This window comes from Curtobacterium sp. VKM Ac-2884, from assembly GCF_015350945.1.
Taxonomy (GTDB): domain Bacteria; phylum Actinomycetota; class Actinomycetes; order Actinomycetales; family Microbacteriaceae; genus Curtobacterium.
This window is the reverse complement of sequence record NZ_JADKSA010000003.1, coordinates 51,120-69,168: the sequence shown is the minus strand read 5'-3', so window position 1 is coordinate 69,168 and position 18,049 is coordinate 51,120. Positions and strand designations below refer to the sequence as shown.

The window sequence follows — 18,049 nt, the reverse complement described above, 5'->3', positions numbered from 1 at the left end:
TGCTGGTGGTGCTTACGTCTACTGGCTAGCGGACCGAGACCGGCGAGTCGTCGGTCTGCTCGTAGAGGACGTAGCCCTCCTCGCCGTGGACCGCGGTGTCGATGCCGGCGACCTCGTCCTCGGTCTTGACGCGGAAGCCGATCGTCTTCTCGATGAGGAAGCCGATGACGAACGCCAGGACGAAGGAGTAGATGCCGACGGCCAGGGCCGCGGTGGCCTGCTTGCCGAGCTGCTCGAACGAACCGGAGTAGATCAGGCCGGTGTCGTTGGCGAAGAAGCCGAGGTACAGCGTGCCGACGATGCCGCCGACCAGGTGGACACCGACGACGTCGAGCGAGTCGTCGAAGCCGAGACGGTACTTCCAGTCGATCGCGAAGCAGCAGATGATGCCGGCGACGAAGCCGAGCAGGATGCCCCAGCCCGGGGTCAGGTTGGCACATGCCGGGGTGATCGCGACGAGACCGGTGACGGCACCCGAGGCGGCACCGACCGACGTGGCCTTGCCGTCCTTGAGCTTCTCCACGAGCAGCCAGCCGAGGATGGCAGCAGCCGGTGCGGCGAGGGTGTTGACCCAGGCGATCGCGGCGATGCCGTCAGCAGCGCCCTCGGAGCCGGCGTTGAAGCCGAACCAGCCGAACCACAGGATGGCGGCACCGAGCAGGACGAAGGGCGGGTTGTGCGGCTTGTGCGCACCCTTGGCGAAGCCGACGCGCTTGCCGAGGACGAGCGCCAGGGCGAGACCTGCTGCACCGGCGTTGATGTGCACCGCGGTGCCACCGGCGAAGTCGATGACGCCCCACGTGGCAGCCCAACCCGAGGTCAGGTTGAAGACCCACGAGGCGACCGGGAAGTAGACGACGGTGACCCAGATGCCCGCGAAGACCATCCAGGCGCCGAACTTGGCGCGGTCGGCGATGGCGCCGGAGATGAGCGCGACCGTGATGATCGCGAAGGTGGCCTGGAAGCCGACGAACGCCATCGACGGGTACGCCGCCTGGATGTTCGAGGACTGCGCCTCCTCGAAGGCCTGGCCGAGGCCGATCTGGTTCCAGTCGATGCTGAAGAACCCGACGACACCGGAGACCGCCGTGCCGTCACCGTGGTTGGCGAAGGCGATCGCGTAGCCGTAGAGCACCCACAGGACGCTCACGAGTGCGATCGCACCGAACGACATCATCATCATGCTGATGACGGACTTGGCCTTCACCAAGCCGCCGTAGAAGAAGGCCAGGCCGGGTGTCATGAACAACACCAGCGCCGCCATGACCAACACGAACGTCGTGTTGCCCTGATCAAGCATCTGTTCACCTCTCGATTGCACGAGCGGCTCTTGGACCGCCTCGGGTGACACCGAGTCTGGCGAGGTGACGTTTCACGAGGGGGCACGATGTGTTTCGCGGATGTAACGCGACGGCGCGGTTTGTAAACGTCGTGTTTCGCACGGCCCGATGCCCCCTGGACAGGGGGTGCACCGACCGGTCAGCGGATGCCCCGGGCGGTGGGCGTCAGTCCTGGGCGCGGCTCAGCGCCACGACACGGCTGGCTGCGCGCAGGTACTTCTTGCGGTAGCCGCCGTCGAGCATGGCGTCGGGGTACACCTGGTCGAGCGGCGTGCCCGAGGCCACGATCCGGACCTGGGCGTCGTACAGCCGGTCGACGAGCGCCACCCACCGGAGCGCGTCGGTCTGGTCCGTGAACGCCCGGACGTCGGTGAGCCCGACGGCGTCGAGGTCCTCGACGAGCGCGACGTACTTCGACGGGTGCACCGAGCCGAGGTGCGCGACCACGGCCGAGAAGTCGTCGAGCGTGACGGTTCCGGCCGGCAGCGCCGCGGCCACGTCGGACACCACACCGGCTGATTCGTCGACCGCGCGGCGGCGGTAGTCGAGCCCGTCGATCCGCATCGTGTCGAACCGGTCGGACATCGCCTGGATCTCGCGCAGGAAGTCCTGCGCCGCGAACCGTCCCTCGCCGAGCGCGCCCGGAGGCGTGTTCGAGGTCGCGGCGAACCGGGTGCCGGTCTCGGTGAGCTCCTTGATCAGGCGGGTCATGACCATGGTGTCGCCCGGGTCGTCGAGCTCGAACTCGTCGATGCAGACCAGCGCGGTCCCCCGCAGCAGGTCGACCGTGCCCTGGAACCCGAGCGCGCCGACCAGGGCCGTGTACTCGATGAACGTGCCGAACGTCTTCCGTCCGGAGGCCGCGTGGTACGCCGCGGCGAGCAGGTGGGTCTTGCCGACACCGAACCCGCCGTCCAGGTAGACGCCCGACTTCGCTGCGGGCTCGACCGACTGCTTGCGGCGGCCGAACAGCCCACGACGTGGCGCGTCGGTCGGCCCGGCCGCGACGAACGCGGCGACGGCGTCGCGCACGTCGGTCTGCGAGGCGTAGTCCGGATCGGGCCGGTACGAGTCGAACGAGGCGTCCGCGAACTGGGGCGGTGGCACGAGTGCCGCGGCCATCTGCTGCGGGGTCACCTGGGGGTCACGGTCGACGAGGTGCGCTGGCGCGGTGTTCGTGGACAAACAGGAGGCCCTTCCGGGAAGCAAGTCGTGCGGTGTCACGTTGCGGCTGGGGCACGGTACGTCCGCGTACCGTTGCCCACAGGCACCGACGACCGATCCTAGTCCGGTGCCGGATGACCACCTGGAGGTAGCCCACCATGACCGCACCGGTCGACCCGTCCGAGAAGTTCACCGCCTACGCCCACCCGGAGCGTCTCGTCTCCACCGAGTGGCTGCAGGGACAACTGGACGCCCACACCCCCGACCTGGTCGTCGTCGAGTCCGACGAGGACGTCCTGCTCTACGAGACGGGCCACGTCCCCGGCGCGGTCAAGATCGACTGGCACACCGACCTCAACGACCCGGTGCAGCGCGACTACATCGACGGCGAGGCCTTCGCCGAACTGCTCGGCAGCAAGGGCATCGGCCGCGAGACCACCGTCGTGCTCTACGGCGACAAGAACAACTGGTGGGCCGCCTACGCCCTCTGGGTCTTCTCGCTGTTCGGCCACGAGGACGTCCGCCTGCTCGACGGCGGCCGTGCGAAGTGGATCGCCGAGGACCGCGCCCTCACCACCGACGAGACCGTCGTCACGCCGGCCGAGTACCCGGTCGTCGACCGGATCGACAGCGAGATCCGCGCCTACAAGGACGACGTGCTCGCCCACCTCGGCAAGCCCCTCATCGACGTGCGCAGCCCGGGCGAGTACGACGGTTCCCGCACCACCGCGCCCGACTACCCGGAAGAAGGAGCGCTGCGCGGCGGCCACGTCCCCACCGCGGTGAACATCCCGTGGGCGACCGCCGCCGCACCGGACGGCACCTTCAAGCCGCGCGCGGAACTCGACGCCATCTACCGCGAGGGCGCCGGCATCGGCGATGCGGACGAGGTCATCGCGTACTGCCGCATCGGCGAGCGGTCGAGCCACACCTGGTTCGTCCTGCAGCACCTGCTCGGCTACGACAGCGTCCGCAACTACGACGGCTCGTGGACCGAGTGGGGCAGCGCCGTCCGTGTCCCGATCGTGCAGGGCGCGGAGCCGGGTACAGTTCCGAACCGATGAACGACGCCACACTCCCCGCCACCCTCGCCGAGATCCGCGACGACTTCCTCGCCCTGGGCCAGAAGGACCGCCTGCAGCTCCTCCTCGAGTTCTCGAACGAGCTGCCCGCGCTGCCCGAACGGCTGCAGGGGCACGAGGACGAACTCGAACGGGTCGAGGAGTGCCAGTCCCCCGTGTTCATCACGGTGACCGTGGGCGAGGACGGCGACGCACCCGACGTCGTCCGCATGCACGCGACCGCCCCGCGCGAGGCACCGACCACGCGCGGCTTCGCCTCGATCCTCGCGCAGGGCCTGAGCGGCTTGACGGCAGCGCAGGTGCTCGCCGTGCCGGCGGACTACCCGTTGACGATCGGGCTGTCCGAGGCGGTCAGTCCGCTGCGGATCCGCGGCATGGTGGGCATGCTCGGACGCGTGCAGCGTCAGGTGCAGGCTGCGGTGTCGTAGACGCGACCGGGAAGCGGACGGGAGGCCCGTGGCGGATCCGCCACGGGCCTCCCGTCCATCTCCCCTCGGCACGCATGCCATCCTCTGGAATTTCAGTCCGGATCCGTGCCAGGATGGTGCGGTCAGCACCAGGGGGGAATGACGATGGCGAAGATCCACGGGAACGATCCGACCGGCTACTCGTACAGCGCAGCGGATGCACTCAAGTCGGCTTCGACGGCGCTCGCGTCGTCGATCGGCGGCCAGTCCGGGTCGCGGTCGTCATCGGTGACGACCGCGAGTGCGGAGTTCCGGGGGTACTTCTCCGAGGTCTTCGCGGACAACGCCGACATCGGCGCGCGCAGCGCGACCAAGCTCGTCGAGGCGCTGCAGAGCCTGTCGGGCTTCGTGCAGCAGCTCCGCGACGCCGCGAAGGACGAGGACGACCGGCGGAAGCAGGCGAAGGCGTGGGACGCCCGCAAGCGTGAACGCGAGGAGAACTTCTTCGTCGGCGCCGGACACGAGATCTCGACGTGGTTCGGCGGCGGTGACGACCCGAAGCCCCCGGCGCCGGAACCGGAGCCGCGTCTGCAGGCGGACGAGGTCAGCGTCAAGGGGCGCGAGATCCCCGCGGGTGGTGGGACCAGCGGTGGGACGTCGTCGGCCGTTCCCGGAGACCTCCGCTCCTTCGAGGCGAACACCCGCACGCTCGACTCTGACCTGTCGGGTGCCGTCTCCACGTTCCGCAACGCCCTGAGCGACTACGAGGCAGAGTGCAACCCCTGCTGGGGCACGCTGAACGCCCAGTCGCTGCTGACCGCCGTCAACGACTGGCTCACCGCGAACGCGCAGGACGCCGACTGGGCGGGCACCGTCGCAGCGCAGTTCGAGGCCGCCGGTGGCGGTGCCGGGCCCGCGACGCTGTCGGACGCGGCGATCGCGGCCGCGCTGTCCTCGGCGGGGATCGACGCCGGTCGCGACGACTTCACCATCGGGCCGTTCACGGCGATGGGGACGCCCCCGACCAACGGGTTCGCCGACGACCCGGTCAACACGGCCACCGGCAACTTCCTCGAGCCTGAGACCGACCTGTCGTTCGCCGGGCAGGCGGCGTCGCTCCGGCTCACCCGGATGTACAACTCGCTCGACGGTCGTGCCGGGGTGTTCGGGCTCGGGTGGTCCTCGATCCTCGACACCCGGCTCGAGGTCAGTGACGACGCTGCGTCGGTCGTGCTCGACGACGGCCGGCAGGTCGACTTCCCGCGGCAGGGGGACGGGTGGAGCCGCGGCGTCGGCGAGGACCTGTGGCTCCGGGCCGAGCAGGACTCGCTCGTCGTGCGGGACAACGCCGGCGGTAGGTGGGCGTTCACGCCGTCCGGACTGTGGCTGAGCAGTGCGCGTGGAGCGGGCACCGCCGTGACCGTGCGACGCGACGCGCACGATCGGATCACGCGGCTCGCGCACGCGTTCGGGCGGTTCGTCGACATCGAGTACGGCGGCGACCGGGTGGCGTCCGTGACGGCGTCGGACGGGCGCCGCGTCGAGTACCACTACGACGAGGGCGGCCGGCTGGTCCGGGCGACCGACGCCGTCGGCAGTCGCCGGTACCGCTGGAACGCGGACGGCCTGATCGACCGGGTGACCGCTGCGACGGGGGTCGTCGAGTGCGACAACACCTACGACGACCGCGGCCGGGTGGTCGAGCAGCGCACGCCCTTCGGTCGGCGGGTCCGGTTCGCGTACCTGCCGGGGCGGGTCACCTCGGTCTCCGACGTCGACGGGGAGCACGCGAACACCTGGATCGCCGACCGGAAGGGCCGCGTTGTCGGGATCATCGACACCGACGGGCAGCGCCAGTCGATGTCGTACGACCCGCACGGCAACCTCGTCTCGGTGACCGAGCGCGACGGGCAGGTGACCGTGCACGGGTACGACGACCGCGGGCGCCGTGTCCGGACCGTGACCCCCGATGGCGCCGATCTGACCTTCGGGTACGACGAGCAGGACCGACTGACCACCGTGGTCACCGCGAACGGCGGGGTCGTCGAGTACTCGTACGCGGGCGACGACCGGAACCCGTCGATCATCGTCGACCCCGTCGGCGGTCGCACCGTGCTCGACTGGCAGGACGGCCTGCTCGTCCGCACCACCGATCCGACGGGCGTCATCGTCACGTTCCACCACGACGCATCGGGCGAGCTCGTCGGCGTCGAGAACGCCGTGGGTGACACCGCACGGCTGATCCGCGACGCCGGAGGCCGGATCGTCGAGGCCGTCACACCGCTCGGCCACCGGACCCGGTACCGCTACGACGACGCCGGGCTGCTCACCGCGCGCGAGGATCCGGACGGCGGACTGTGGCGGTTCGAGCACGGCGACGGCGGCCGGGTCACCGCGACTATCGATCCGACCGGTGCCCGCACCGAGGTCACCCACGGTCCACACGGCGAGATCGTGTCCACCACGGATCCCCTCGGTCGCGTCGTGACGAAGGACTTCGACGCCTTCGGCAACGTGTCGTCGATGACCCTGCCCGACGGTGCCGAGTGGGCGTTCGTGCACGACGCGCTCTCGCGGCTCGAAGCCGTGGTCGACCCGGCCGGCGGCACCTGGAAGCGGGTGTACGACGCGGTCGGAGCCCTCGGCGCCACCGTCGACCCGACCGGTGTCCGCACCGAGGTCGGGCGCTCGCGCGCGGACGGCGTCTCCACGGTCCGCGACGCCTTCGACGCCGTGTCCGTGACGACCGACGAGTTCGGGCGTCCGACCCGGCTCGAGCACGCGGATTCCTCTGCTGAGCTGACGACGTACGACGCGTGCGGCCGACCGGTCGAACTCGTCAACGCGGACGGTGGGCTCACCAGGATCGAGCGTGACCTGGCCGGACGAGTCGTCGCCGTCACCACCCCGGCGGGCCGCACAACCCGGTACGAGTACGACGCGTGCGGCCGACCGGTCTCCGCGATCGATCCCGCCGGTGCACGCACCACGCTGACCTACGACGCCGATTCGCGGGTCGTCGCGCGCACCTTGCCGACCGGCGAGGTCGCACGCACCGAGTACGACCGCCAGGGCCGGGTCGTCCACGCCGACGTCCCCGGGGTCGGCACCGTCCGGCACCGGTACGACCGGGTCGGTCGCGTGGTCTCGGCGCGGGACACCCGCTTCGGCCAGCGGACCTTCCGGTACGACGCCGCCGGACAGCTCGTCGCTGCGGTGAACGGGCTCGGCGGCACCACCCGCTACGAGTACGACCAGCGTGGACGCCTCATCCGCACCGTCGATCCGCTGGGTGGCGTGACCGTCCGGACGTACACGCAGCTCGACAAGGTGGCCTCGTCCACGGATCAGCTCGGGCGCACGACGACGGCGACCTACGACGCCGCCGGACGACAGCTCACCCAGACGGACTCGGACGGGAGCGTCCTGCGGTGGGAGTACGACGCGGCCGGTCGGGAATCCGCGCAGTACGCCGGTGACCGGTTGATCGGCCGCATCGACCGCGATGCGCGTGCTCGCACGGTGACGATCACCGACGAAAGCCGCCCGGACTCCCCCGCCACCCACGTCCTCGAGTTCAGCCGACTGGGCCAGCTCGTCCGACGCGCCTCCGGCCTGCGCGAAACGCGGTGGACCCACGATGCCGACGGTCTCCGCACCTCGGTGCAGTCCCCCGACGGGTCCACGACCCGGTACGCGCACGACGCCACCGGTCGGGTCGTCCGCGTCGACCACTCGGCCTTCGGAGAAGTCCGGTACGAGCACGACGCGGCGGGGCGGCTCCTGCAGGCCCGCGCCGGCGATCAGCTGCAGACCTGGGAGTACGCGAACGGACACGTGGTCCGGCACGCGCGCATCGACGCGGACGGCACGCACGCCAGCACGATCGAACGCGACGCCGACGGGCGCATCACCCGGGTCGACGGCCCCGGCGGGAGCACGACGTACCAGCACGACGCCGCGGCCCAACTGGTCGCGGCCGTGCACGACGGCCGACGAACCGACTGGGCCTACGACGTCGCCGGACGTCTGGTCGACGAGCGGACGGAGTCCTCCGCCCGACGGTCGACGTACGACTCCGCCGGGCAGCTCACCCGGGTCGACACCGCGGACGGGTCGCGCGAGACGACCTACGCGTACGACGGCGCCGGCCGTCGCACCCGGGCGGTCCGGCCCGGGAACGGCACGACCCGCTACGGCTGGAGCCCCCAGGGCCGCCTGACGAGCGTGACCGAGACTGCTGCTGCGGGCAGCACCACGACCGACCTGCACGTCGACGCCCTCGGCGAACTCGCCAAGGTCGACGGCGTCTCGATCGACTGGGACACCGCCGCGTTCGCGCCGACGCTCCTCGCAGTCGGTGACACACCGGTCGTCCGCGCTCCCGGCGGCCTGACCGGGGTGGACGGCGGTTGGTCCACGAGCGGTCGGCGCACCACGAGAGCAGCCGACGACACCGACCCGTGGCAGACGCTCGTCGACCTCGGCGGCTCCGGCCTGCCCGGCGGGATCGCCCTCGGTGCCGACGGTTCGCTGCAGGTCGCCGGCTTGGAGTGGATGGGTGCCCGCGCCTACGACTCGTCGTCGCGCGGCTTCCTGTCCGTCGACCCGGTCACCGCGCCCGCCGGAGCAGCCGGGGCGGGCAACCCCTACTCGTTCGCCGGCAACGATCCGCTGCACGCCATCGACCCGCTCGGCCTCGCGCCCGTTACCGACGCGGAGCTGGAGGCCTACGCGGCGGCCGAACAGGGTCCGCTCGCCCGGGCCGCTGCGGCCACCGGTGACTGGTTCGCGGACAACTGGGAGTACGTCGCCGGCGGCGCGATGGTCGTCGCGGGCGGTGTGCTTCTCGCCACCGGCGTCGGCGGTCCGGTCGGCATGATGCTCATCAGCGCCGGTGCCGACACCATCATCCAGAAGGCCACCACCGGCGAGGTGAACTGGGGCCAGGTCGCCGTCAGCGGGGCCTTCGGTGCCGTCGGCGGTGGCGCCGGAGCCCTGATCGGGAAGCACCTGCTCGGCAACGCGGCAGAAGGCGCGGTCGAGAACGTCGCGAACTACGCGGTGAGCGGCCAGCCGGTGACCCCGGGTGGTCTGCTCCGGAACGCTGCCGAGGGTGCGGCGACGTCGGCGGCCACCGGCGGCACCATGTCGAAGGTCCACCTGCCGACCGCGGTGAACAAGTTGGACGACCTCACGCCGACCCCGCCTGTCAACGTCCTCTCGTCGAGCGGGAAGACGTTCGTCGTGACGCCACAGGGGACGGCCTACGACATCCCTGCTGGTTGGGACATCGGACCGGCGCGGACCAACCGAGGGCTCGTTGCGCAAGATCCTGCGTCTGCAGCGAACCCGGGCATGCACGACGATGCCAACATGATCCGGGTGATGGAACCCACCGAACGGTATCCGAACGGCTACAGCCGTTACAGCAACGACTACGGGCAATGGATCGATCCCCGAACGGGGAAGCCCGGCTCAAAGCCGGACAGCCATGTTCCCAGTGAGCACCAGGGAGAGTACCTCGGATGGCCGAACTGACCGCAAATGACGTTCACCTCGCACTCGTCGGCGAGACTGTCGACCTCATCTGGATCGACTTCAGGCTCACTCTCGCGTTCTCGAACCGGAGCATGGTCTCGTTCGAGACCACCTTCGCGATCAGGGATACGGATGGTGTGACGGTCTCGGTGGATCCGGAAGACAAGGATTCCCTGCTCCCCGCTCTCCATCTCCACACACAGAACGTCACGGGAGCTCGGATCGACGAAAGTGCGCTCGAAATCACATTCTCATCGGGAACGACTCTTCGAGCAGAACCGGACGACGATTACGAATCGTGGCATTACTCCGGCCCTGAGACGCCGCCGGTCAGAGCGACCGCTCTCGGAGGTGGCAACCTGTTCATCTCGATACCTGGTGACGGCACTCCGATCGAGCACGGTTGAGCTGAGCTGACGATGGCCGCGCAGCCAGATGCCTCGACCAGACGAGGTCCGGAACCGACACAACCCATCGTCGGCGGAGATCCGACGGTGACGGACGCGCCCCCGGAGATCTCGATCGGTCATCTCCGAGCGGTCACCACCGGAACGACTGTGGACCTGCCGGACCGTGTCGTCGAGATCCTCGCCGCTGTCGGGCCGGACACGAATGTGTTCGTCTCCGACGTGTCCGCACGGTCGTTCGCAGCGGTCATCCGGCGGACCTACTCGAAGCAGGAGCCGAACCTCGTACCGTTCATCGACCCGCTCCTAGCCCTCGGGGACGAGCTCGTCCTGATCTGTCAGGTCGAGCACGGCGATGAACTCGTGACGGTCGTGTTGCGCGCGACGGACCGAACGCTCGTGGCAGCCACGGCGATCGACCGTTCCGTCAGGCTCGTCCACATCACCGTCCAGGAGCTGTATGCGCGCCTCCGTGCGTCGAACGCCCCGGGAGTGGAACTGGCGCTCGAGGTGGCATCGCAGTGTCCGGCCGAGGAACGGGTCCGCATCTTCGAGCAGGGCGCGCTGTCGACGGCACGGACCTTCCTGACGAAGTACACGACGGCCGCGGAGAAGGGCTTCGACATCCGCGGACTCGACGGGTTCGCAGGTGCGCTTGTTCCGCTCGGCGCCGAGCAGCCGGGGTTCTGCACCGTGCAGGCTGACGCCGCGGTCGCGATCACCGCGTTCACGCCCTGCAGGACCGACGTCCTCGCCGCCATGAGCGTCGGCGGGCTCTCGCCCCGGACAGGAACGACCGAGGAGAACGGATGACCACGACAGTGCCGAGCGACCTGGGGATGGTCACCTACCGCATCCCCGCTGCTCGCATCGTGCTGCCCGACCTGGTGCAGTTCTTCTCAGAGCTCGAAACACCAGAACTCCATTCACCAGAGCTCGTCTGGGTCCTCACGACCCTGTACGCCGTCACGTCCTCTGACAAGCCGGTCCAAGCGCTCCCACTCGAACGCCGCGTCGACGCGGCGGCGGAACCCGGGCTCATCCTGAGCCATGCCGAGGCGATGGAGATCGCTGACAGCATGCGGCAGCTCATCGACGGCGTGTTCCTCGGCTACCTCCCCGGCTCGGACCTGGCCGACGGGTCGAACCTGGTCGTCCGGATCGACGCGTTCGACAGTGGCGAATGGACCGTGACGGTCCGACCGCCGCTCACGACGATGAGCGATGCCTTCGACCGGACGCACGGCCCAGCGCACCCCGGCCGACCGGCGACGCGTCTCGAGGAGTTCGGGCCACGACAGCAGACGACGAACGGGACGAATGCCGCGCCACACCGGCCGCTTCGTGAGCAGAACGGGTCGAGTGCGCGACGGTGATCCGACCATTTCTGCTCACGATGCGACCGAACGGACGCAAGGACGGACGGACGGGAGGCGCGGTGCCAGCTGGCACCGCGCCTCCCGTCCGCTTTCCGATCGCGTCTACCGCGCGCTGGCCGCCCCGCGACGCTGGACCACCTCGGTGAGCCACGCGAGGATGCGGGCGTCGAACCAGTCGGCGTCGTGGTTCCAGAGCTTGGTGTGCCGGGCCGTGGTCTGCACCTCGAGCCGCACCAGGTCGGGCCGTGCGCGTGCCAGGTCGTGCGAGGCCGAGGACGGCACGAACCCGTCGTCGTCGCTGTGCAGCAGGAGGATCGGCACCGTCAGCTCGGCGGACCGGGTGACCATGTCGAGTTCCCGCAGGTCCACCGGCTGCTGCAGGCCGGCGAGCCGGTGCAGCACCGGGGTGCGGAGCAGACGCTGGGCGACCTTGCGGACCGGCCGCGGCAACCCCATGAGCTGGCTCTGCGACTTGAGCACCGCGTGCCAGTCGACCACGGGTGACTCGAGCACCACGCCATCGACGAGCCCGGCGAAGCGTGAGCGCAGCAGGGTCTGCAGCACGACGGCACCGCCCATCGACCAGCCCATGAGCACGACGCTCTGCGCGTTCTGGGCACTGAGCCACCGGAGGACGGAGTCGATGTCCTCCCACTCGGTGCTGCCGAGGCCGTAGCGACCGTCGACGCTCGGCGGAGCGACGCCGTCGTTGCGCCACGAGGCAAGCACGACCGAGTAGCCGGCGGCGCGGAAGACGGGGACGGCGCGGATCGTCTCGGCTCGGGTGACGCCGCGGCCGTGCACCAGGACGGCCCACGGCGCGTCCGGGTCGTCGGCACGGACGACCCAGGCGGGTGCGGGCCCGTTCGGGGTGGGGATGTCGATGTCCTCGACGGGCACGTCGAGCTCGCCGGGGGTCAGGTAGAACCAGCCGCCCCAGCGTCCGCGGCGTGCAGCGGTCGGGTCGCCGGCGTCGATCGCGATGATGCGGCGCGTGACCGTGGTGTCGGTGGTGCCGAGGACCTCGCCGACGCGCATGTGACCGGTGCCGGCGCCGAACCAGAGCGAGTACCGACCCTGCAGCTCGGTGTCGGCGGTCCGCTCGATGGTCACGGTCATCCGGACCGGGTCGACGGCGTGGATCGGGACGCGTTCGGTGCGCTTGCGGTCCGGGGTGACGACGGCGCGGGCGACGGCGGCGACGAAGCCACCGATGACGGCCGTCCCCACCGCGGCGGCGGCCAGCCCGGCGCCGAGGGCGATGAAGCCGGCCGATCGTGCGGTCTCCTGGACGACGTCCTCGGCGGGTCGCGCGGATCGGGACATGGCCCGGAGCCTAGTCTGCATGTGTGTCCGAAACCCGAGAGCCCGACGCCTTCGCGCGGCTCCGCGCGTTCGTGTCCTCCGGCAGCAGCCGCTCCGAGACCACCGTCACCGAGATCCCCTCGCCCACGCGGATCGCACCGTTCTCGATCGCCCTGGCGGCGGACGTGTCCGGCACCGCGCACGGCGTCGAGTCGGACCTCGGCACCGGACGGTTCATCGCCCTGTACGACCCCGAGGAACCCGAGGGCTGGGGCGGCGCGTTCCGGGTGGTCTCGTTCGCGCAAGCACCACTCGAACCCGAGATCGGTGTCGACGAGTTCGTCGCCGACGTTACGTGGAGCTGGCTCGTCGACGCGCTCGCGACGCACGGCGCCGAGTACGACCACGCTTCGGGCACGGCCACCAAGATCATCTCCCGCGGGTACGGCGACCTCGCCGCACAGGGCGACGGCGCCCAGCTGGAACTCCGCGCGTCGTGGACGCCCCGCGGCGACGACCTCACCGCACACGTCCAGGCATGGCAGGACATCGTCGCCATGCTCGCCGGTCTGCCTCCTGCCTCGGACGGCGTGACCCTGCTGGCCCCGAGGAGGCTCGCCAAGTGACCGACCCCGCCAGTTCGACCCCCGGTGCACCGGACCCCGCGTTCGAGGACTCGCACGAGGCCGTCAAGGTCATCGACTCGCGCGACGACTACCTCGAGGCCGTCGCGGCGATCGCCGCCGGTCACGGGCCCGTCGCCGTCGACGCCGAACGCGCCAGCGGCTACCGCTACTCGCAGCGCGCCTACCTGATCCAGGTGTTCCGTCGCGGTGCCGGCGCGTTCCTGTTCGACCCGATCCCGATCGGCGACTTCTCCGAACTGCAGGCGGCCATCGTCGACGAGGAGTGGCTGTTCCACGCCGCCTCGCAGGACCTGCCCTGCCTGCAGGAGGTGGGTCTCGTCCCGACCCGCATCTTCGACACCGAACTCGGAGCCCGCATCGCCGGGTTCCCCCGGGTCGGTCTCGGCGCCGTCGTCGAGCAGCTGCTCGGGATCACGCTCGCCAAGGCGCACTCGGCAGCCGACTGGTCGACCCGGCCGTTGCCGCAGTCGTGGCTCGTGTACGCGTCGCTCGACGTCGAACTCCTGCCCGACCTGCGTGACGCCCTCGCCGCGAAGCTCGACGAGGCCGGCAAGTCCCGCATCGCGGAAGAGGAGTTCGACGCGGTGCTGCACCGCGCCCCGAAGCCCGTCCGTGCCGAGCCGTGGCGCCGGCTGTCCGGCATGCACGCCCTCCGTGGTGCCCGCGCCCTGGCGATCGCCCGGTCGCTCTGGGTTGCCCGTGACGAGTACGCCCGCGCCGCCGACATCGCTCCGGGGCGCACGATCCCCGATGCCGCGATCGTCGCGGCGGCAGCCGCCGCACCGTCGTCGCGCACCGAACTCGGCGCTCTGAAGGCGTTCACGGGTCGCGCCAGCCGGTCCGAGCTCGACCGCTGGTGGGCCGCGGTCGACGAGGGCCTGACGACCGAGGACCTGCCGAAGCTCCGCGGATCCGGTGAGGCGACACTCCCGCCGCCCCGCGCCTGGGCCGACCGCAACCCCGCGGCCGACCGCCGGTACAAGGCCGCACGGGCCGCGGTGACGAAGCGGTCCGAGGAGCTCGACATCCCGCTCGAGAACCTGCTCACGCCGGAGACCCTGCGTGTGGTCTCGTGGGCACCGCCGTCGCCGCCATCGACCGAGCTGGTCGGGGCCGCCCTCGCCGCACACGAGGCCCGCCCCTGGCAGGTGGAGGAACTCGCCTCGATCATCGCGTCGGCCTTTGTCGCTGCTGCACAGCAGCCCGCGCCGACGGACGACGTCGAGTCGTAGGAACCGCCCAACCGGCATGCGGCCGCCCAGCCTGGGGGCATAGCGTCGGGAGCGTCGCCGGGCGAGGCCCGGCCGGCCGGAGCGACCAGCGTTCCGGCCCGATCGATGAGGATCTGGGAGGCCCGGATTGCCAAAGGCATCAGACGTCGTGTTCGTGGACGGAGTACGGACACCGTTCGGACGAGCCGGCGAGAAGGGGGTGTTCTGGAAGACCCGGTCCGACGACCTCGCGGTGCACGCGATGCGCGGACTGCTCGACCGGAACGCCTCGCTCGACACCGCAGCGGTGGACGACGTCGCCGTCGCGGCGACCACGCAGCAGGGTGACCAGGGGCTGACCCTCGGCCGCACCGTCGGCATGTTGGCCGGCCTGCCGAAGTCGGTCCCCGGGTACGCGATCGACCGCATGTGCGCCGGGGCCATGACGAGCGTCACGACGCTCGCGGGTGCCATCGCCTTCGGCGCCGCGGACATCGCGATCGCCGGAGGTGTCGAGCACATGGGGCGTCACCCGATGGGCTTCAACTCGGACCCGAACCCGCGGTTCATCGCCGAACGCATGGTGTCGAGCGACGCGCTGGTGATGGGGTCCACCGCCGAGCGCCTGCACGACCGCTTCCCGGCGATCACGAAGGACCGCACGGACGCCTACGCCGTCCAGTCCCAGCAGCGCTACGCCGCAGCGTGGGCCGCCGGCAAGCTGCAGCCCGACGTGATCCCGGTCGAGGTGAACAAGGGCGACGGGTGGGACGTCATCAGCACCGACGAGCCGCCGCGTCCGGGCACCACGCTCGAGGCACTGGCCGCGCTGAAGACGCCGTTCCGCCCGCACGGACGGGTCACCGCCGGCAACGCCGCCGGCCTCAACGACGGCGCGACCATGAGCTTGCTCGCCTCGGCCGAGGGTGCCAAGGAGCACGGCCTGCCGACGAAGATGCGCATGGTCTCGTTCGCCTTCGCCGGCGTCGAGCCCGAGGTCATGGGCGTCGGCCCGGTCCCCGCGACCGACAAGGCGCTGTCGAAGGCCGGCCTGTCGATCGACGACATCGGCCTGTTCGAGATCAACGAGGCGTTCGCGGTGCAGGTGCTCGCGTTCCTCGACAACTACGGCATCGCGCAGGACTCCGCGAACGTCAACGCGTGGGGCGGCGCGATCGCCGTCGGCCACCCGCTGGCATCGAGCGGTGTCCGCCTGATGAACCAGCTCGCCGCGCAGTTCGCCGAGCGCCCGGACGTCCAGTACGGCATCACCACGATGTGCATCGGACTCGGCCAGGGCGGCACCGTGATCTGGGAGAACCCCGGCTTCAGCAAGTCCGCAGCACGTTCGGCTCGGAAGGGGGCATGAGCATGACCACCGTCGACACCGACCGTCTGTCCGAACTCAGCGAGGACGAGGTCGTCACCCACTCGTTCGTCAAGCACGTCACGATGCCCTCCGGTGGCACCCTGGCGCTCATCACGCTCGACAACGGCAAGGACTACAAGCGTCCGAGCACCCTCGGGCCGCGCACGCTGCGCGAACTCTCCGGGGTGCTCGACACCCTGAAGACCGAGGCGACCGCCGGCACGATCCAGGGAGTCGCGATCACCGGCAAGGAGTACTGCTTCGCTGCCGGTGCCGACCTCTCGCAGGCAGCGTCCGTGCCGTCGCGGGACGTGGCGCACGACCTCGCGGCCCTCGGCCACGCCACCCTCCGCAAGCTGTCCGACCTCGGGGTGCCGTCGTTCGCGTTCATCAACGGCATCGCCCTCGGCGGCGGGCTCGAGATCGGACTGCACTGCACCTACCGGGTGTTCTCGTCCGCGGCGCAGGGCATCGGCCTGCCCGAGGTCTTCCTCGGCATCATCCCGGGCTGGGGCGGCGCGACACTGCTCCCCCGCCTGATCGGTCCGGAGCGCGCGCTCCGGGTCATCGTCGAGAACCCCCTCAAGAACAACCGCCTGATGGACGGTCCGGCTGCGGTCGAGATCGGCATCGGCGACGCGCTGATCCCGTCGGTGACGTTCCTGCCGTCGGCCGTCGCGTGGGCCGACGGCGTCATCGCCGGTCGCGTGTCGGTCAAGCGGCCCAACGAACCGGGCATGCTCGAGAAGGCGGCATGGGGCACGGTCGTCAAGGTCGCCCGTGGGCAGGTCGCGTCGAAGATCGGGACGGTGCCGAAGTCGCCGTTCCGCGCGCTCGACCTCGTGGCCGCCGCTCGCGGCGGGTCCTTGGACGAACGGTTCGCCGACGAGGACGACGCCCTCGCCGACCTGCTCTCCGGTGACCAGTTCGCTGCGTCGATGTACGCGTTCGACCTGGTGCAGAAGCGTGCGAAGAAGCCCGTCGGCGCTCCGCAGGGCGTCGAGCCGAAGAAGATCACGAAGGTCGGTGTCCTCGGCGCCGGGCTGATGGCGTCGCAGTTCGCGCTGCTCTTCGCCCGACGCCTCGGCGTCCCCGTGGTGATCACCGACGTCGACCAGTCCCGCGTCGACGCCGGCGTGGAGCGCATCCGCGGCGAGGTCGCGAAGCTGCTCGACAAGGGCCGGATCTCCCCCGACGACGCCAACCGCATCACGGCCCTCGTCAGCGGCTCGGTGTCCTACGACGCCTTCGCCGACGCCGACTGGGTGATCGAGGCCGTCTTCGAGGAGATGACCGTCAAGCAGGAGGTCTTCCGGAAGATCGAGCAGGTCATCGCCCCGGATGCCATCCTCGCGACGAACACCTCGTCGTTGTCGGTCTCCGAGATGGGTTCGGTGCTGTCCGACCCGTCGCGCCTGGTCGGGTTCCACTTCTTCAACCCCGTCGCCGTCATGCCGTTGCTCGAGGTCGTCCGCACCGCCGAGACCTCCGACGAGACGCTCGTCACGGCACTCGCCGTCGCGAAGACCCTCAAGAAGACGGCGATCATCACGGCCGACCAGCCGGGCTTCGTCGTCAACCGCGTGCTCGCACGGGTCCTCGGTGAGGCCATGCGCGGCGTCGAGCAGGGCACCTCGTTCGACGTCGTGGCGGCCGGTGCCGCGCCGCTGGGACTGCCGATGTCGCCCTTCGAGCTGCTCGAGCTCGTCGGACTGCCGGTCGGCGCGCACGTGCTCGACTCGCACCACGCCGCGTGGCCGGAGCGCTTCTACCCCGGTGACGGGCTGAAGAAGATCGCCGAGCACGGGAAGATCCTCACCCGCGACAAGAAGGGCAACGCGACGGGGTACGACCCCGCCGCCGTCAAGCTCGTCGCGCCGTCGAAGAAGGACGCGACGCCCGTCGACGCCGCCGCGATGCAGCAGCGCTTCGAGGACGCCCTGGCCGACGAGCTGCACCGCATGCTCGAAGACGAGGTCGTCCAGCACGTCGAGGAGATCGACCTCGGCCTGATCCTCGGTGCGGGCTACCCGTTCCAGGCCGGTGGGATCAGCCCGTACCTCGACCGCAGTGGGGCGTCCGAGCGCGTCTTCGGTGGGAGCTTCCACGACCCGCTGATCGTCGGCCCCGCTTCCCGCTAGCCGGCGCGAGTGTCGCGCCCCGAGGCGGGCGTCGCGCCCCGACTCCTCGGGGCGCG

13 protein-coding genes are annotated in these 18,049 nt (G+C 70.5%); 10 read left to right on the top strand and 3 right to left on the bottom strand.

Annotated elements, in window-relative coordinates:
- Window positions 1-25: 25 nt before the first annotated feature.
- Together ITJ60_RS08650 and zapE are read right to left on the bottom strand one after the other, a co-directional pair.
- On the bottom strand, window positions 26-1,300 hold the full coding sequence (locus ITJ60_RS08650) for an ammonium transporter (protein ID WP_111086361.1): 1,275 nt from the start codon (window positions 1,298-1,300) through the stop codon (window positions 26-28).
- A 205-nt stretch (window positions 1,301-1,505) separates the two neighbouring features.
- Window positions 1,506-2,525, bottom strand: a complete 1,020-nt coding sequence (gene zapE / locus ITJ60_RS08645) for a cell division protein ZapE (RefSeq protein WP_228510002.1) — start codon at window positions 2,523-2,525, stop codon at window positions 1,506-1,508.
- A gap of 137 nt (window positions 2,526-2,662) precedes the next feature.
- Here zapE and ITJ60_RS08640 point away from each other — a divergent pair, with 137 nt between their 5' ends.
- From ITJ60_RS08640 to ITJ60_RS08615, 6 genes are all read left to right on the top strand, one after another.
- Window positions 2,663-3,568, top strand: a complete 906-nt coding sequence (locus tag ITJ60_RS08640) for a sulfurtransferase (RefSeq protein WP_194647652.1) — start codon at window positions 2,663-2,665, stop codon at window positions 3,566-3,568.
- Window positions 3,565-4,014: a SufE family protein gene (locus ITJ60_RS08635; RefSeq protein ID WP_123312753.1), complete on the top strand. Its 450-nt coding sequence runs from the start codon at window positions 3,565-3,567 to the stop codon at window positions 4,012-4,014. Before ITJ60_RS08640 ends, ITJ60_RS08635 begins: the two co-directional genes overlap by 4 nt.
- A gap of 144 nt (window positions 4,015-4,158) precedes the next feature.
- On the top strand, window positions 4,159-9,534 hold the full coding sequence (locus ITJ60_RS08630) for a DUF6531 domain-containing protein (protein ID WP_194647651.1): 5,376 nt from the start codon (window positions 4,159-4,161) through the stop codon (window positions 9,532-9,534).
- Window positions 9,522-9,941, top strand: a complete 420-nt coding sequence (locus ITJ60_RS08625) for a DUF6188 family protein (RefSeq protein ID WP_194647650.1) — start codon at window positions 9,522-9,524, stop codon at window positions 9,939-9,941. Before ITJ60_RS08630 ends, ITJ60_RS08625 begins: the two co-directional genes overlap by 13 nt.
- Before the next feature lie 87 nt (window positions 9,942-10,028).
- Window positions 10,029-10,754 (top strand): hypothetical protein, encoded by a 726-nt coding sequence (locus ITJ60_RS08620; RefSeq protein WP_194647649.1) that lies wholly within the window; start codon window positions 10,029-10,031, stop codon window positions 10,752-10,754.
- Window positions 10,751-11,317, top strand: a complete 567-nt coding sequence (locus tag ITJ60_RS08615; RefSeq protein ID WP_194647648.1) for a hypothetical protein — start codon at window positions 10,751-10,753, stop codon at window positions 11,315-11,317. Before ITJ60_RS08620 ends, ITJ60_RS08615 begins: the two co-directional genes overlap by 4 nt.
- Window positions 11,318-11,422: 105 nt before the next feature.
- Here ITJ60_RS08615 and ITJ60_RS08610 read toward each other — a convergent pair whose 3' ends face one another.
- Complete coding sequence (locus tag ITJ60_RS08610; protein WP_194647647.1) at window positions 11,423-12,646, bottom strand: alpha/beta fold hydrolase; 1,224 nt, start codon at window positions 12,644-12,646, stop codon at window positions 11,423-11,425.
- 23 nt (window positions 12,647-12,669) lie between these two features.
- On the opposite strand from ITJ60_RS08610, the gene ITJ60_RS08605 reads away from it, so the two are divergent.
- The 4 genes from ITJ60_RS08605 (at window position 12,670) to ITJ60_RS08590 (ending at window position 17,993) form a co-directional block, all read left to right on the top strand.
- Window positions 12,670-13,251 (top strand): DUF3000 domain-containing protein, encoded by a 582-nt coding sequence (locus ITJ60_RS08605; RefSeq protein ID WP_194647646.1) that lies wholly within the window; start codon window positions 12,670-12,672, stop codon window positions 13,249-13,251.
- Window positions 13,248-14,504 (top strand): HRDC domain-containing protein, encoded by a 1,257-nt coding sequence (locus ITJ60_RS08600; protein WP_416371907.1) that lies wholly within the window; start codon window positions 13,248-13,250, stop codon window positions 14,502-14,504. The genes ITJ60_RS08605 and ITJ60_RS08600 overlap by 4 nt, the downstream gene beginning before the upstream one ends.
- A 127-nt stretch (window positions 14,505-14,631) precedes the next feature.
- Window positions 14,632-15,852 carry a thiolase family protein gene (locus ITJ60_RS08595; RefSeq protein ID WP_123338336.1) on the top strand — a complete coding sequence of 407 codons (1,221 nt, stop codon included), beginning with the start codon at window positions 14,632-14,634 and terminating at the stop codon, window positions 15,850-15,852.
- Window positions 15,849-17,993 carry a 3-hydroxyacyl-CoA dehydrogenase NAD-binding domain-containing protein gene (locus ITJ60_RS08590; RefSeq protein WP_194647645.1) on the top strand — a complete coding sequence of 715 codons (2,145 nt, stop codon included), beginning with the start codon at window positions 15,849-15,851 and terminating at the stop codon, window positions 17,991-17,993. Before ITJ60_RS08595 ends, ITJ60_RS08590 begins: the two co-directional genes overlap by 4 nt.
- Window positions 17,994-18,049 lie beyond the last annotated feature (56 nt).

What these genes read in the sequence shown, in the direction of transcription:
- ITJ60_RS08650 (WP_111086361.1), bottom strand. Translation starts at nt 1,300, where the DNA reads ATGCTTGATCAGGGCAACACGACGTTCGTGTTGGTCATGGCGGCGCTG.
- ITJ60_RS08640 (WP_194647652.1), top strand. Translation starts at nt 2,663, where the DNA reads ATGACCGCACCGGTCGACCCGTCCGAGAAGTTCACCGCCTACGCCCAC.
- ITJ60_RS08635 (WP_123312753.1), top strand. Translation starts at nt 3,565, where the DNA reads ATGAACGACGCCACACTCCCCGCCACCCTCGCCGAGATCCGCGACGAC.
- ITJ60_RS08630 (WP_194647651.1), top strand. Translation starts at nt 4,159, where the DNA reads ATGGCGAAGATCCACGGGAACGATCCGACCGGCTACTCGTACAGCGCA.
- ITJ60_RS08625 (WP_194647650.1), top strand. Translation starts at nt 9,522, where the DNA reads ATGGCCGAACTGACCGCAAATGACGTTCACCTCGCACTCGTCGGCGAG.
- ITJ60_RS08615 (WP_194647648.1), top strand. Translation starts at nt 10,751, where the DNA reads ATGACCACGACAGTGCCGAGCGACCTGGGGATGGTCACCTACCGCATC.
- ITJ60_RS08610 (WP_194647647.1), bottom strand. Translation starts at nt 12,646, where the DNA reads ATGTCCCGATCCGCGCGACCCGCCGAGGACGTCGTCCAGGAGACCGCA.
- ITJ60_RS08590 (WP_194647645.1), top strand. Translation starts at nt 15,849, where the DNA reads ATGAGCATGACCACCGTCGACACCGACCGTCTGTCCGAACTCAGCGAG.